The following is a 15,154-nucleotide window of genomic DNA, read 5'->3' as shown; positions in this document are numbered from 1 at the left end:
TTCGTCCGGTTACAGACGTTGAAAGGTGACTCGATGAGATCGCACGATGGTTGAACCCTGTCGCGCCGTCCGGGAAGTGCTTGTTGTGCCGTAGCGCGGAGGTTGGGTCATCGTGTGGTGTTGGGGATGTTCCGCTCGAAGATCGTCATGAGCAGGATGGCGACCCCGATGGCGCCGACGACGTAGGCGACGATGTGCAGACCACCGTCGGTGGCCGCTGCCCCGAACGCGATGCCGATCAGGCTCGCCGAGAAGATCGAGCCGATGTAGGCGAAGGTGCGGAACAGGCCGGACGCGACCGCGATCTCGTCGGCGGGGCTCTGCACGTACAGGGTCGCCTGGTTGGCGAAGCCGCTGAACCCGTTGGCAAAGCCGAAAAGCAGCGACATAGCGATCAGGACCATCACGTTCGAGGTATGCGTGATGCCCAGCATCACCACCCCGGTGAGCGTGAAGTGGACACCGGCGAGAATCAGCGGCCACCGGACCCAGCCCCGGCCGGACACCACCCTGGCCACCACGATGCTGACCGCCGACAGCGGCAGCAGGATCAGCCCGACCTGGGAGGCGCTGTAGTGCGCAGGGCCTTCCATCCACTGGCTGGTGCCGTACAGCGCGGTGTACATGCCGAGTGAGGCCAGGCACTGGCGTACGTAGGTCCTCAGCAGCTGTCCGTTGCGGCCGAGCATCCTGACGTCGATCAGCGGCCGAGGCGCGCGGCGCTCCCAGCCGAACAGTGCCGCGCCGAGCACGACTGTGACGGCGAGTTGCCACCAGACCGGCCGAGTGAGGTGGGACAGGAACAGCAGCAGCGTGATGATCGTGCCGGCGAGCAACACGATGCCGACCACGTCGACGGCGGTGAGCAGGCCGCTGCGCCCGGACGAGTCCGTCGGTTCGTCCCTGGCCACGCCGACGAGCGTGAACACCAGGGTGATCAGGGCGAGCGGAACGTTGACGAAGAAGATCGCCCGCCAGCCGAACGCCCCGGCGAGCACGCCACCGAGCGGTAGGCCGACGACCGCGGTGACCTGCGAGGCGATGGAGAAGTTGCCGAGGACTCGGCTGGGCACTCCGGTCCTGAGCCCATCTGCCCGCTTGCGGACCAGCGCCATGGCCGTCGGATACGCCGCCGACGTACCGATGCCGATGAGCGCCCGTGAGACGGCGAGGAACCCGAAGGTGGGCGCGGCGGCCCCGATGATGCCGCCGAGGAGCAGGATCGTGACACCGGCCAGGAAGACTCTGCGGGCGCCGAAGATCGTGGCCAGCTTGCCCATGGTGGGCTGCATGACCGCGCTGGACAGGTACAACACCGAGATCAGCGTCGCGGTTGTGGACGATCCTTTGTGGAAGTCCATGCCGATGCCGACGAGGGCGGTGGCGATCATCGAGCTGTTGATCGGGTTCAGACTCGAGCCGAGCAACAGTGGACTGGTGAACCGCAGTCCGAATGGCTTACGCACCTGACGAGGAGTCGTTGTGGTTGCTGTCATTGCCGCGTGCTTTCCAGGAGCTGGAGCAGTTCGTCGGTGCTGCCGGTCTCGGCGATCCTGGGGAAGATCTTGCTAAGACTGTGCTCGTGCGAGTCGAGGGCCGCGTTGGTCATCGCGTCGACCGGCAGCGTGACGTGGAAGCCATGTTCGTGGGCGTGGCGGGCGGTGGACTCGACACCGCTGCTGGTGGAGATGCCGACGATCACGACCTGGGTGACGCCGAGGCCACGGAGGCGTTCGGTGAGTCCGGTGTCGGAGAACGCGCCTCGGGTGAACTTCGTGATGACGATGTCGTCCGGATGCTGGTTGAGTTCCGGGACCAGGTCGGTCCAGCCCTCCGGGAAGTTGTGCGTGTTGCCGGCACGCTGGTCGGTGCGGCCGGGAGGCGAGCCGGCGACGTTGACCAGCACGACGGGCAGGTCGTGGCGGCGGAACGCCTCGACCAGCGCTGCGGATCTGGCGACCACGTCCTCGGTCGGATGGGCCAGTTGCAGCCCGGTGATGCCCTTTTGCAGATCGACGACGATCAGTGCGGTCTTGGGGTCGAGCGTGGAGAACGGCATGGTGAGTCCTTCCGGTCCGGTCACTCGCTGCGCGCCGTGAAGGCCCAGGCGATGACTCCGCACCCGAGCGGGTGGCGGTGATCGGCCTCAGTGCCGATGTGCGTGCTGAGCAGGTGAGCTCAAGACCGGGCGATTCGGTCGAGCAACTCGATGATCCCGGCGATCCGGTCGATCTCGTCGGCGGTGAGTGTCGCTGTCATCGCCTGGGTGAGCCAGTCCTCCCGGGCGAGGCGCCCAGTGCGGTACAGCTCCTTGGCTCCGTCGCTGAGGCGCAGGATCGTCTTGCGGCCATCGCCGGGATCGGGGGAGCGGGTGATCAGCCCGGCGGTCTCAAGGGCGGTCACGATGCTGCCCATCGACTGCGGGCGGAGCCCCTCCGCCTTGGCCAGGGCGGTCGCCGTGCTCGGACCTTCCCGTTCAAGGCGGCCCAGCACCGATGCCTGCGACTTCGTCAGGTCGACGCCGGTGTTCTGCTCGCGCAGGCGACGGACGAGCTGGCCGAGCACGGCCCGGAGGTCGCCGGCCACCGCCGATGCTCTCGCCGTCCGTTCGTCTGCCATGTCTCTACCGTAGCAGATGTTCAGCTAACTGTACAGTTGTCTTACTAAGATCATGTCTCGCATGGTGGTCTTGGCGAGTTTCGTGTAGCAGGTCAGTGTCGCGGCGAGGGTGCGGAACGCACAGAACTGGTTGGCATACCGGTCGTAGCGGATGGCGAGCCGGTGGTAGCCGAACAGCAAGTCCTGGGCGAACCACTCGGCCGCCCGCAGCCGCACCGCTTCGCGTGTGGCCCTGCCCTGCTCGGTCAGGCCGCCTCCATCCGCGTACCTCATCCCAGCCTGGGTAGATCTGATAGGGCGTCCATGCTGGGGCTCGGCGATACACCACCGGACGGAACGGAGTGCCTGAAGTCGATGGGATCGCCTTCGGCACCTTCTACACCAGTCCGTGTTCGACAAGACTCCGTCCAGTCTCTTCGATTGTGTCGGCGACGGAGCGCAGCGGTCGGCCGATGAGCTTTTCCGCTGTGCCGTGGTCGAAGTGCTGATCGGCGCCGATGAGCCAGCGGTTGTCGCGTAGCTGCGGTTCGAACGCACTCGCGACCCAGGTCAGCCATGTCGACAGGGAGCGCCCGGGGATCTTGGTGCTCGCCTCGGGGAGTCTCTCGCGCAACACCGCCGCGACATCGATGAGCGAGGTTGGGTCGGTGGCGATGATGGAGCGCGTTCCTGCCGCGGACTTGGATGTCATCGCGGCGATGTGTGCATCCACGATGTCCTGGACGTGCACCCACGGCATTCGCAGGTCGGGGACCATCGGCAGCGCTCCGGACATGACCTGCTGGATCGCGCCCACGGATGTACCCGGGTCACGGGTGAGCAGCGGACCGATGACGGCACCAGGCAGAACCGCCGCCAGCCGATCACGGGAATGACGCTGGTCGACGACGTCCCACGCAGTCCGTTCGGCGAGGACTTTCGAGCGAGCATAGGCCCCCAGGCCACGACGATCCGGATCCGTCCAGTCCGAAGCGGTGAGGACATGCCCCTTGCGCACCGGGGCGTGCTGCACCGCTGCGAGTGAGGACGTCACGACCACGCGCTCCACCCCCGCCTCCAGGGCCGCACCGAGGGCCCGTGCCGTCCCATCGACGGCTGGACGGATCAGATCATCGGGACTCTTCGGCTTCGCCGTCACGAACGGTGAGGCCACATGCAGCACGAAGCGACAATCTGCGGCCGCGGCCGCCCATCCCGCGTCCGAGCGCAGATCGAGTTCGCGGATCTCCAGCAGGGCGTCATCCGCTCCCGCCGCCGCGACCGCGGCGCGGACCTCGCCGACGCGGCCAGACGACCGCACCGAGCCCCGCACCGCATACCCGCGCTGCAGCAGCCCGGCGGCGATGTGCCCGCCGATGAACCCTGACACTCCCGTGACCAACACTCGGTCGACCATCACTACCTCGATTCCCGCCCCATCTTGACAATGAGCAGTTTACGAGGCGACTGCTCACTGTCAAGATGGGTGTCTGATGATGACGCAGAAGCAACCGGCCGGCGATCGATACCACCACGGCAACCTCCGTGCCGCGCTACTCGACAGCGCCCTCGAAGTGCTGACTGAACGCGGAACCGTGGGCTTCAGCATGCGAGAGGCCGCGCGGCGGGCCGGGGTGTCGCAGTCTGCGCCCAAGCACCACTTCGGCGATGCGAGAGGGCTGCTCGGCGCTCTCGCCACCCGGGCCTACCAGATGCTCTGTGATCGCCTCGAAGCGGTCGACCTCGAGGGGCGCGATTCCGCTGGGCGGGCCGTGGCGCTCTCCCGGGAGTACGTCGAGTTCGCTTGGGACAACCGGGCCCTGTTCGACCTGATGTGGCGGACGACGCAGTTCGACGTCGATGCCCCGGAACTCATCGAGCAGAAGCATCGCGCGTTGTTCGCTCTGGACCGCGGCCTCCGTGGCCACGGCTCCCCGCGAGGCGGCGACTCATCATCAGTCCTGGTGGCGAGTTATGCCGTCTGGTCCCTGGTCCACGGCTACACGATGCTGGCCTTGGAAGGCGCACTGGATCACAACGCCTGCGACCCGTTCGAGTCCGAGCTGCTGCCGTCCATGCTCAAACTCCTCGACACGGCGACGCCGATGGCACACGTGCCAACCAGAGGCCAAGATCTTTGAGAAAGTGCCGTCGGATTTGAGACCCTCCAGCAGCAACGGAACTCGCCGGGCGCGTAGCTCCGAAGTAGTCATCACCCTTGAACCGATAGGGCTCCATCTTCACGGTCTGCCCACGTCCGGCGCGTCGATCATCAAACCTCCACCACTGTAGAGACCGACGTCGTGGATGTGCGTGGCGGTGCCGTAGAACACCAGATCGCCGGCCAGCAGCGGCTGTCCGTCCGGCACGCGCGGTCCCGCCCGGAACTGCGCGTCGGCAGTGCGCGGCAACGTCACCCCGGCTGCGCCGTAGGCTGCCACCGTCAGCCCTGAACAGTCGAATCCACCGTCCTGTGGACCATTCCCTCCCCATACGTACGGAAGACCCCGCTGGCCGCACGCACAAATTGATCGCGGCTAGCGCGACCGAGTTGGTGGCTTGGATGGCGTTGCAGCCGCCCGTGCCGACCGACACAGCGGCGTCGGCGTACTTCTTGGCCCGATCGAGGACCTCCTGCACGTACCAGTCGGCGTGATTGTAGGAGAAGATCGCAGCCCGCACGTCACCGCGGCCGACTCCGTTGTCACCCAAGTAAAACGCGGCGGAGGAGATGGCGTCGTGCGGGTTGTAACGCGAGGGCGGGCTGGCGCCGCCGGACGGGAGTCCGTCGGACGTGGCATCACACGGCCGGGCGAGGCGCTCGGCGTCGCGGCGGGCCAGGATCGCGCGCGAGGCCAGCGAGTCGTGGACGACGTCGCCGACGACCGAGCTGTTCGACCCGTACACCATCCCGATCGCCCGCACCCGCACCTGGCGGTCGTCGGACAGAACACGCTCGTTGCCCAGGTGGCTGGACCACTCCATGATCCCCGGGGCGAGGAACCGGGCACCTTCCTGCCGCTGGCGGGAGGACCGGCCCGGCAGCAGCGACTCCAGTCCGCGCCAGATCGCCCGGTCCGGATCGTGCTCCGCGGGGCATGTGGACCAGACCCGAGACGCCGGCCTCTTCTCCTGGGTTTCGCTACGCCGCCAGGCCGTGTGCGGCTCGTGTCGCTGCATGTTCTGCAGGGTCAGTTTCTCCCCGTTCGCGATCAGTACCCGGGCCACCCGGCCCTCGGACGGGAAGAGCCGGATCCGGCGGCTCTGCCAGGTGTAGAGGTCCACCGGACCGGTCGGAGGCCGTCCACCGTCGACCTCCTCCGCGGCGGTGACCGGCTCACGCTCCCACACCGGCCGGTCGATCCGGGGATCGCGGGCGTAATCGCCGAAGTCTCGGGCGATCAGGTTGAGCAGCAACGTCTCCTTGAGCGTGACTCCCTCCAGGAGCAGGCCTCCGAGCAGCCCGCTCCATACCACCCCGATCGGATACCCCTTGCCGTTCCTCACCTGTTTGTCCCCGACCGCACCGGAACGGATACCCGACGGGTCGAAGGCGTGGCAGTGCACCAACCAGCGTGCGGCCTCCGCGAACGACAGGGTGAGCTCGCCCTGCCTGGTCGAGAAGAACGGTGCCCCGTTGGGGACGTCCGCGATCAGCTTGGACAGCTCCGACGCCTCCCCGGTGGCGGTGTGCAGGTCGGCCACCTGCAGGAAATGCGTCTCGGGGTGGAGCAGGCCGAACCGGTCGCGGTACGTGGCGAGGTGACGGGCGATCCGGGCCACCGGCAGCTGCGGCTGCTCCCAAAGCTCGACCCACTCGTTCAGGTCGCCGGGTCCCGCGAGGGCGCCGTAGGACGGCCAGCAGCAGCCGGGTCAGCGCGAAGGTCCGGGTCGGCAGGTCACCGGACAGCCCCGCCAGCGCATGGGCGTGGTCGAGCGTCTGCAGGATCCCGAACTCGGTGACCGTGCCGTCGCGCACCCGGCAGGGAATCCAGGGCTCGTGGATCAGATCGAACGATCAGGCGCTCGACGGTGACATGGTCCGTCCTCCCACCCGCCCCGTTCCGGGATCTCGATCCGAAGGGGTAGTCTCACGCTAAGAGCGTGCTTGAGAAGGGTCGGCGTGCCTGCGCCGTGCGGCCCGAGCCCTGGTCCATCGTGGACGGGTGGCTCGGTAGGAGCGAATAGGGATTAGCGCGTGGCAATCCTTTCAAGCCATTCGCTGAGTAGATCTCGCTCGCGTGGCGTGAGCGACGCTACGTCAGGCAGGAGTGCACGCAGTGAGACAGCAGCAGCCTCTGGCCCGGGTCGGCTGATCACCGGCGAATCTGCGACGATCGCGTCGATGATCGCCTCTCGCGCCTGTGCGGGAAGTCCGTCGTCTCGTTCGACTTCAGGCATAGCCAGGAGGGTGAGCACCGTGCCGCGCGCGGCAGCGCGGATCAGGTTCATCGCCCTGTCCTCCGTTGTCCTGAGCCTGCCTGCTACGGCGAGCTGTTTGACCCGTTCACGAAGGAGCTGCTCGGATCGCTCCGCGGCCGCGGACCTGGCACCCGCGTCGGGTTCGCCGTACATGAGCGTGTAGAGGGCTGGATTGGACAACCCGAAGTCGACATGGAGATCCCAGCCCGAACGTAGCGCCTTGATGGGGTCGGAGATGTCGGGACGGATCTGCTTCTTGGACAGGTAGGCGGCGTATCCGTGCTCGGCGACGGCATCCACCAGGCCGCGCTTGTCGCCGAACAGGCGGTAGATGGCAGGCGCCTGAACACCGGCGGCAGCGGCCACGGCGCGCGTCGTCAGCGCGTCTCGCCCCTGACTAACCAACAGGCCCGCTGCTGCTGCCACGATCCGATCTCGCAGCGACCTCTGGGCGAGATCCTCCCCCGCAGCTTCCCGACTCTCGCGGCCGTCCATGGTTCCAACGATATCAGAATCATGCTACCGTCGATGTTTCCAGTGCTACCGTCGTACTTGGTATCGCTGGAAACCACTGGTGCCACACCGGACAAGAGAAGAGAGACCTCATGATCATCGTTACCGGCGCGAACGGACAACTCGGCCGCGGAGTCGTCACCGAGCTCCTGGCTCATACGTCCGCCGAGCAAATCGGCGTCAGTGTTCGCGACATCTCCAAGGCCCAGGAGTTGAGCGCACTCGGCGTAAGCGTGCGCCAGGGCGACTTCACGGATCACGGCAGCCTCGCACACGCTTTCGAGGGGGCGACTCAAGTCCTCATCATCTCCGTGGACGCCACCGGAGGCGATGCTGTCTCGCAGCATGCCACGGCGATTGCAGCAGCCAGGGAGGCCGGGGCCGGTCGCATCCTCTACACGAGCCATGTCGGAGCGGACCCGACGTCGCCGTTCGCGCCGATGCGGGACCACGCCGCCACGGAGGAACTCCTGAAGGAGTCCGGCGTTCCTTTCACGTCCCTACGACACGGCTTCTACGCCCAGAACCTGGTGCGGCTGATCACCCGGGGCATCCAAACCGGCACGCTCTACGCCCCAGAAGACGGACCAGTGTCGTGGACCACACACGCCGATCTCGCCGCCGCCGACGCAGCGATCCTCGCAGACGATGCCAGCTTCGACGGCGTGACCCCGCCCCTGACCGCGCCCCTCGCGCCAACCTTCGACGAGGTCGCGCGCATCGCGAGCGAGACGCTCGGCCGGACGATCGACTTCAACACGGCGGCCGACGAGGACTGGGTCACCGGGCTCGTCGAGCACGCCGGGATGTCCGAAGGCCAAGCCCGATTTCTCCTCACGATCTTCACCGCGAGTCGCCGCGGCGACTTCGCCGCGCACGGCCCCGCGCTCGAAGATCTCATCAAGCGACCGGCCCAGTCCGTGCGTGAGGTCATCACCGCGCATTTCGGGGGACTGTAAGAACAACAATGACAGGCTCCGGCCTCCCGCCCACTGAGGGTCCAGCGCGGCCAGGCCCTTCTCGTCGAACGCGTGGATCACATCGCGCACGGTGTCCTCGTCCCCGGCGACGAGCCGGGCGATCGCCGGGGCCGGAGGCCCCGGACGACGAGGCCATGATGATCGTCGCTCGCCGGACCCGGATCGGGTTGCCCCGTCCGCGGCCCATGATCTGGGTCGGCCGCCGACCGTCCTCATCGGTCAACCGTCGCGCTCGTACTGGTCCCGCCATCCGAAGACCCCGCTCCCGCCGCTGCACCGCTACCAGCGTCGAGAGTGGGATCTCCCGCCTCACCTGCCAGGGAACCGTCGTCGGAACCGGTGTCAGCGGCCGGAAGTTGCGCTCGCAGGCCCCGCATCTCGTGGTCGGCGCCGCCGAGTTGGCGGTGTAGCTGTAGCTCGGCGAGCTAGCGGACGTGCTCGGTGTCCTGCTGGTGGGCGGCCGCGGTGAACTCGGCGCGCTGCTGCTCCGTGGTCGGGAAGGAACCGCGCCATAGCCAAACGCCGACCGCGTGGCGGGCGCGACCGACGCGGTCGGGCAGGTCCGCGCCGCGAAGTATGTGCACATGCCCGCGGACCGCGGACACGTCGCGCTGTATGCCCGCGCCTCGGCGGAGCTGTCTCAACTGCTCACGAAGTCGACCCAGACCGTCCGGATGCCCGGGACGAGCGGACACCCCGATCTGCGGGCGCGGCGACGGCTACGACCCCGATGATGCGCTCCCTGCCCGGTTCGCACACAGAATGCCCGACAGCGCCTCGCTACCGCCGCCTTGCAGGCCGGGTGCGCCGGGGGAGGATGTCGCCAAGAGCGTGGGGCGTGACCGGGCACCTGATCCCGAAGGAGGCTGTGAGTCGTCGGTCTCCGCGTGCTGCGGGAGGAGCAGGTTCGGGCCCTCTACTCGCTCGCGCCCACGTGTTCCTGGAGGTGGCCAACGACGCCGGACCCGGTGAACCCGGTAAGCACACCGATGCAGGCGTCGACCAGGCGCGACACCCAGTCGCCCCACTGCCCGTCGACGTTCTTCTGCAGCTCGGCGAGGCTGACGTTCTCCTGGTCAGCGACGGTGTGCACCAGTAGGTGGATCGCCATCCGCCACCGCTCGGCGAAGATGCCTTCGGGCAGGTCTGGCGGTAGGGCGCGGCGGATGCCTTCGCGGACGGCGACCAGACTCGACGCGACATGCCAGTCGTCCGCGACGTGGTAGTTCGGATCTGCCGAGAGCTGCGCCAGGAACCGGGCGTAGAAGCAGTCGGGTTCACTCGTCACCGCGACCAGCGGCCTGATCCACGCGTCGACGAGTGAGCGCACGGTCGACGGGGTGCCAATGGCGTGCATGTGCGCCAGCAGCTCCAGACGCCGCTCGTTGACCTGCCCCATCCGATACTCGAACACCGCCCGAAGGAGGTCCGGCTTGGGGCCGAAGTGGTAGCGGATCGCCGAGGAGTTCCGCTGGCCGGCGGCGTAAGTGATGTCCCGGAGTGGCACCGAGCCGATCCCGCGCTCGGCGACGAGCCGTTCGACCGCGAGGATGATCCGCTCCTTGGTCCCCCGCTCACGCGTACTCACGTAATCCCCTCCGCGAAGCAAGAACGCTGACGACGAGTGAGGTGACCACGAACCACCGGTCCTCACGGGCCCCGGGCGGCCCCTCGCGGCGTTGCCCCCGCACCCCGGTACGCCCGGTACAGGCGGTGCGGGGGCGCCTTGCGAGGAACCACCGGATCCCGCGATCACCCGGCGAACGTTCGTGGTCGCCGCACTAGCTAATCATACAGTATTCCTTGACTTGTGATGACTAGTCATTAATGTATGTCGAGCGCGCATCACCTTGCCGCTGCATGCGGCTGACGAGAGCATGCTTGCTCGTTCGTTGTCTCCGGCTACGCCGACGGCGAGCGACAAGGACTTTGTGAGGTGACGATGATCGACTCGTTGAGCATTGCCTGTCTCCCCAGAAGGCGTCACCGTCTTCTGCGGTCCGGGCATGGTCGATCGCGGCGAGGTTTCTGTTGTTCATACTCATCAACTTCGCCGACAAGGCGGTGCTCGGTTTGTCGGCGAAGCACCTGATGGAGGAGCTGGGCGTTCGCCGACCACCTACGGGTTCATCGCCAGCAGCTTCTTCTTCCTGTTCGGCGTGGCCGCCCTCGGCGTCGGGTTGTCGACCAGCGCGAACTGGCTACACCTGACCCGATCGACCCGACGTTCAGCCGGACGTGACGACGCGCACCCGTCCGGGTGGGTGTGGGGCCTGCAGCTCCGTTTTCCCGAGGAAGAGAGTCCCCATGGTTGTCAAGTCTGAACTGAGGTCCCTGTCGCGGCACGAGATCCGTCGAAAACTCGAGGCTGCGGACACCGCGACCCTGCTCCTCGCCCTCGTCGAGATGACCGGCGACACGACTTTGCTCGCTCGCTGGGGGCGCCACATCGAGGGCCCGACGCCGGAGACCTCGACCTTCCCGGCGGCCATCGCCGAGGAGATCCGCGACAGGGTGACCGCTGTGCTGACCAGCTCGGCCGCTCCGGCGTCCGACCCGCTCCAGGACCCACTGGTCTTCCACCGCTTGGCCGACACCGTGGCTGGGCGGCCCGTCACGGAGACGGAGCGGGACCTCGTGCTCAAGGAGATGGGGCTGCTCGAGGAGGCATTTGTGGACTGGCGGTCGGGCCGGCCGTCCCGCGCGGACACCTTCCCGGTGGTGATCATCGGTGCCGGGCTCTCCGCCATCGCGATTGCGATCCACCTCAAGCGGATGGCCATCCCGTTCACGATCCTCGACCGCAATACCGACGTCGGCGGCACGTGGCTGGTGAACACCTACCCCGGCTGCGGTGTCGACATCGCAAGCCACTACTTCTCCTACTCCTTCGCCCGCAACCCGGGCTGGACCCGGTACTACGCGAAGCAGCCGGAGATCCTCGCGTACGTCCGGGACTGTGTGCAGGAGTTCGGGCTGACCGAGCATCTGCAGTTGGGGACCACCGTGCACTCGGCGGTCTTCGACGAGGACAGCGCCCAGTGGGTGCTGCGGGTGGCAGCGGGCGGCGAGGTGCGGACCGTACGGGCCCGTGCGGTGGTCAGCGGTGTGGGGTCGCTCAGCGTCCCCTCGGTGCCCGCTCTGGAGGGCCAGGAGCGGTTCGCGGGCAAAGCGTTCCACTCCGCGGAGTGGGACCCCGAGGTCGACCTCGCGGGCAAGCGGGTCGTCCTGGTCGGGAACGGGGCCAGCGCGAACCAGATCGGTCCCGCGATCGCCCCGCACGTCAGCTCGTTGACCGTGCTGCAGCGCAGTCCACAGTGGATCAACGGCGTCGCGGGTTATCACAGCAACGTGCCGATGGACGAGCGGTGGGTGCTGGCCAACATTCCGGCCTACGAGCGGTGGTTCCGCGTCCGCACCATGATGTCCATGAACGACATCATGCGGCCGGCCGCGCTCGTCGACCCGGACTGGGACGGCCCCGAGGGCACGATCAACGCGGCCAACCAGAAGCTGCGCGAGCGCCTGGTCCGCTACATGAGCGACGAGCTCGGTGAGAAGCAGGAGCTGCTGGCCCAGCTGCTGCCGAGCTATCCGCCCATGATGAAGCGAATGCTGCGCGACAACGGGTGGTGTCGGATGTTCCGGCGCGCCAACACCGAACTGGTCACCGGTGCCGCCGCGGCCTTCACCGAGCGCGGCCTGGTCGACGAGCACGGGGTCGAGCACGAGGCGGACGTGGTCATCTTCGCGACCGGGTTCCGCACCGCACGCCAGCTGTCGTCCTTCGAGGTGGTCGGCCGCGACGGGGTCACGCTCCGAGATGCCTGGGGCGAGGAGGATCCGCGCGCCTACCTGGGAATCGTCGTACCGCAGTTCCCCAACATGTTCATCCTTTACGGGCCGAACACCAACGTCGGCGTGGGCGGGAGCATCTTCTTCCAGGCCGAGGCGCAGAGTGGGTTCATTGCTCGGATGATCCGGGACATGATCGAGCGCGACGTCGCCACCGCGGAGGTCCGGCAGGACGTCTTCGAGGATTACAACTCCCGGATGGACGCCGAGCTCGAGAAGCTGATCTGGTCGCTCCCGGTGGGGTCGACCTGGTACCGCAACTCCAAGGGCCGGGTCACGGCCAACATGCCGTGGACCTCCACCGACTACTGGGACATGACCAGAACGGCGTCGATGGACGTGTTCGACGTCCGGTACGTGGCCCCCGACCCCGCCACCGACTTCGACGCCGCGGTGTCCGAGTCCGATGATGATCTCAACAGGGAGCTCGAGGGCGATGTCACACACGCGTGAGGTGCTCGTGGGGGCCCCGACGTTCGCCGAGGTGACCCGGCCGACGATCGGATCGCGACCGGACGAATGCGTGGTGTTCGTCCACGGGCTCGGAGGCAACTCCACGGTCTTCTATCCACTGCAGGAGGTCGTGGCCGAGCACCGCACCACCGTGTCGGTGGACCTGAAAGGGCTGGGGCGCAGCCGCACCACCCTCCCCCGCAACTTCGACGACTGGGTCGAGCAGGTGCTCGGCGCCGTCGCACACGCGGGCCGGTTCGACCGGTTGTCGCTCGTGGGGCACTCGCTCGGAACGTTGATCTCCCGGCACGTCGCCGCCCGGGACCCCCGGGTCCGGGTGCAGGTGCTGTTCGGACCGGTCTCGGCGCCGGGCGACGCGCAGCGTCCGCAGTTCGAGGCGAGGGCGTCGGCCGCCTTCAGCGGGGGGATGGCCCCGGTCGCCGACGGGTTCGGTGTGGCCAGTCTCGGCTCGACGACGCTGAGGTCGGCGCCGTTGGCCGTCGCGATGGTCCGCGAGTTCCTCCTAGGCCAAGACCCGGCCGGTTACGCCGCGTGCTGCTCGCTCGTCGGGCGCGCCGAGGAACCCGGGCCTCCGGCCCACGAGAACTGCCGCACACTGCTGGTGTACGGGCGGGAAGACCCGATCTGCCCGGAGCCATCCGTCCGGGCCTTGGTCGAGGCGCTGGATCCAACTGTCGCGGAAACGCTCGCGCTCGACGGCATCGGCCACTGGCCCACCGTCGAGGACCTTGCCGCGTCGGAGCAGGGCCTGCTCAGGTGGTTGGAGCTCGCCGAGGAGGGAACGCCGCTCCTCGATGTCTCGGCGGCATCGCGGGGCTAGGCCGGGAACGCCGCCGGTCAGCGCGCCGTCGCGCCCGGCGGTCTCGACGCTCGCCCGCCGGGCAAGGCAATACGTAAGTCAGCTCAAGCCGAATACGCATCCCATCGGGACAGCGAAGTTGCGGGGATCAGAAACATGACAGATCGGTTGACAAAGGCCACGCGTGCCGCCGTGGCGACCGGGAGCGCCGGCCGGGCCTGGCTCATCACAGCGGTCCTATTCGTCTTCATGCTGTTGAACTGGGCCGACAAGGCGGTCCTCGGTCTTGCGGCAACGCCGATCATGAAAGAGATGGGCCTGTCGGCATCCGAGTTCGGCCTCGCGAGCAGCGCGGTCTTCTTCCTGTTCGGCATCTCGGCCTTGTTCACCGGGACGCTGGCCGACCGGGTCGGCACGAACCGGCTCCTGCTGGTGATGGCGGTCATCTGGTCGATAGCGATGCTGCCGGCCCTGCTGCTGCCCAGCCTCGGCTTCCTGATCGTGGGGCGGACGCTGCTCGGTGCCGCGGAAGGGCCCGCGTCCCCGGTGGCCAGCCTCGCCACCATGAAGTGGTTCCCGGCGGAACGCCGCAACCTGCCCGTCTCGATCGTGGTCAGTGGAGCGCTGCTCGGTCTGGCGATCGCCGCGCCGACGCTGAGCTGGGTCATCGCGAACTGGGGATGGAAGTGGAGCTTCGCCCTGCTCGCCATCCTTGGTGTGGTGTGGGCAGTGGTGTGGCGGATCGTCGGCAAGGAGGGGCCCTACCTCGGCGCCGACGAGCACGGGCAGCAGCCCGAGGTCTCCGGTTCGGCAGCCGCAGAACGCCCCACAGTGTCGGCCTGGCGGATCGTCGGCTCCCGCACATGGCTGACCTTCACGTTCGCGCTGTTCGCCGCGTACTGGACCTCGGCCCTTCTGATGACCTGGATCCCCAGCTTTCTGACCACCCAGATGGGCTTCTCGACCGTCACGGCAGGCAATCTGACCGGAATCTCCGCGTTCTTCTGCGCGGTCGCGATGCTGGTCCAGGGCTTCCTCGGCAACCGCCTCATGTCCCGGGGCCGCTCGAGCCGCCTCGCCCTCGGGGTCATCAGCAGCGTCGCCGTCCTCGCCAGCGGACTGGCAATGGTCGGGTTCGTCCTGTTGCCCGGCAACGGGCCCGTCCGCATCGTGCTACTGGTCATCGCGTTTTCGCTGAGCAACGCGGTGGGATCCTCGGCCCCCAACGCCATCGGCTACATCATCCCGGCGGGCAAGCACGGGTTCGGGCTCGGCGCCTACATCGCCATCGGCACCTCGGCCGGCGTCGTGGCCCCCGCGCTCACCGGCGTGCTCCTCGACGCTGCCGCCTCGCCCACCGCCGGATACACCATCGGCTTCGCCGTCGCCGCCGGCCTGCTCCTGGTGTCGGGGGTGGCGCTGTTGATCGGCGGCAACCCGGACCGGGACCGGGTGCGGCTGGCGAGCACGCAGCCCGCGGTATCTGCCGCAGCGTGACGGACCGGTCACGCTC

13 protein-coding genes and 4 pseudogenes are annotated in these 15,154 nt (G+C 67.7%); 5 read left to right on the top strand and 12 right to left on the bottom strand.

What is annotated here, in order from left to right; all coding sequences use genetic code 11:
- Positions 1-107 precede the first annotated feature (107 nt).
- The 5 genes from ACL02T_RS16080 to ACL02T_RS16060 all read right to left on the bottom strand — a co-directional run bounded on the left by ACL02T_RS16080 (position 108) and on the right by ACL02T_RS16060 (position 4,003).
- Entirely contained in the window at positions 108-1,496 is a 1,389-nt protein-coding gene (locus ACL02T_RS16080; protein WP_412831516.1) for an MFS transporter, read from the bottom strand.
- Positions 1,493-2,122 carry an isochorismatase family protein gene (locus ACL02T_RS16075; RefSeq protein ID WP_412831515.1) on the bottom strand — a complete coding sequence of 210 codons (630 nt, stop codon included), beginning with the start codon at positions 2,120-2,122 and terminating at the stop codon, positions 1,493-1,495. The genes ACL02T_RS16080 and ACL02T_RS16075 overlap by 4 nt, the downstream gene beginning before the upstream one ends.
- A 56-nt stretch (positions 2,123-2,178) precedes the next feature.
- A complete protein-coding gene (locus ACL02T_RS16070) occupies positions 2,179-2,586 on the bottom strand; it encodes a MarR family winged helix-turn-helix transcriptional regulator (RefSeq protein WP_412831514.1) in 408 nt (135 codons plus the stop codon).
- A gap of 57 nt (positions 2,587-2,643) precedes the next feature.
- The gene (locus ACL02T_RS16065; RefSeq protein WP_412831513.1) at positions 2,644-2,892 is read right to left on the bottom strand and encodes a hypothetical protein; all 249 of its coding nucleotides are present in this window, start codon (positions 2,890-2,892) and stop codon (positions 2,644-2,646) included.
- 103 nt (positions 2,893-2,995) lie between these two features.
- Positions 2,996-4,003 (bottom strand): NAD-dependent epimerase/dehydratase family protein, encoded by a 1,008-nt coding sequence (locus ACL02T_RS16060; RefSeq protein ID WP_412831512.1) that lies wholly within the window; start codon positions 4,001-4,003, stop codon positions 2,996-2,998.
- Positions 4,004-4,091: 88 nt separating this feature from the next.
- On the opposite strand from ACL02T_RS16060, the gene ACL02T_RS16055 reads away from it, so the two are divergent.
- Positions 4,092-4,739 (top strand): TetR/AcrR family transcriptional regulator, encoded by a 648-nt coding sequence (locus tag ACL02T_RS16055; protein WP_412831511.1) that lies wholly within the window; start codon positions 4,092-4,094, stop codon positions 4,737-4,739.
- A gap of 40 nt (positions 4,740-4,779) precedes the next feature.
- On the opposite strand, the pseudogene ACL02T_RS16050 reads toward ACL02T_RS16055, so the two are convergent.
- From ACL02T_RS16050 to ACL02T_RS16035, 4 genes and pseudogenes are all read right to left on the bottom strand, one after another.
- Positions 4,780-5,379, bottom strand: a pseudogene (locus ACL02T_RS16050) (C40 family peptidase); the annotation flags it as partial.
- Positions 5,380-5,433: 54 nt separating this feature from the next.
- A pseudogene (gene casA / locus ACL02T_RS16045) lies at positions 5,434-6,429 on the bottom strand (type I-E CRISPR-associated protein Cse1/CasA); the annotation flags it as partial.
- A 25-nt stretch (positions 6,430-6,454) separates the two neighbouring features.
- Positions 6,455-6,604 (bottom strand): annotated as a pseudogene (locus ACL02T_RS16040) (type I-E CRISPR-associated protein Cse1/CasA); the annotation flags it as partial.
- A gap of 185 nt (positions 6,605-6,789) precedes the next feature.
- A complete protein-coding gene (locus ACL02T_RS16035; RefSeq protein WP_412831510.1) occupies positions 6,790-7,515 on the bottom strand; it encodes a TetR/AcrR family transcriptional regulator in 726 nt (241 codons plus the stop codon).
- A 110-nt stretch (positions 7,516-7,625) separates the two neighbouring features.
- Here ACL02T_RS16035 and ACL02T_RS16030 point away from each other — a divergent pair, with 110 nt between their 5' ends.
- On the top strand, positions 7,626-8,492 hold the full coding sequence (locus ACL02T_RS16030; RefSeq protein ID WP_412831509.1) for an NmrA family NAD(P)-binding protein: 867 nt from the start codon (positions 7,626-7,628) through the stop codon (positions 8,490-8,492).
- A gap of 63 nt (positions 8,493-8,555) precedes the next feature.
- Here ACL02T_RS16030 and ACL02T_RS16025 read toward each other — a convergent pair.
- The 3 genes and pseudogenes from ACL02T_RS16025 to ACL02T_RS16015 form a co-directional block, all read right to left on the bottom strand.
- Positions 8,556-8,729, bottom strand: a pseudogene (locus ACL02T_RS16025) (hypothetical protein); the annotation flags it as partial.
- Positions 8,730-8,938: 209 nt separating this feature from the next.
- Positions 8,939-9,118 (bottom strand): hypothetical protein, encoded by a 180-nt coding sequence (locus tag ACL02T_RS16020; RefSeq protein WP_412831508.1) that lies wholly within the window; start codon positions 9,116-9,118, stop codon positions 8,939-8,941.
- 311 nt (positions 9,119-9,429) lie between these two features.
- On the bottom strand, positions 9,430-10,101 hold the full coding sequence (locus tag ACL02T_RS16015; protein WP_412831507.1) for a TetR/AcrR family transcriptional regulator: 672 nt from the start codon (positions 10,099-10,101) through the stop codon (positions 9,430-9,432).
- Between the two features lie 719 nt (positions 10,102-10,820).
- On the opposite strand from ACL02T_RS16015, the gene ACL02T_RS16010 reads away from it, so the two are divergent.
- From ACL02T_RS16010 to ACL02T_RS16000, 3 genes are all read left to right on the top strand, one after another.
- Entirely contained in the window at positions 10,821-12,821 is a 2,001-nt protein-coding gene (locus tag ACL02T_RS16010; RefSeq protein ID WP_412831506.1) for a flavin-containing monooxygenase, read from the top strand.
- Entirely contained in the window at positions 12,805-13,662 is an 858-nt protein-coding gene (locus ACL02T_RS16005; protein WP_412831505.1) for an alpha/beta fold hydrolase, read from the top strand. Before ACL02T_RS16010 ends, ACL02T_RS16005 begins: the two co-directional genes overlap by 17 nt.
- A gap of 135 nt (positions 13,663-13,797) precedes the next feature.
- Entirely contained in the window at positions 13,798-15,138 is a 1,341-nt protein-coding gene (locus ACL02T_RS16000) for an MFS transporter (RefSeq protein WP_412831504.1), read from the top strand.
- Positions 15,139-15,154: the final 16 nt, after the last annotated feature.

This window comes from Pseudonocardia oceanicola (assembly GCF_047200735.1).
Lineage (GTDB): Bacteria > Actinomycetota > Actinomycetes > Mycobacteriales > Pseudonocardiaceae > Pseudonocardia.
Note: the sequence above shows the minus strand (reverse complement) of the source record. Positions and strands in the feature narration are given on the sequence as shown.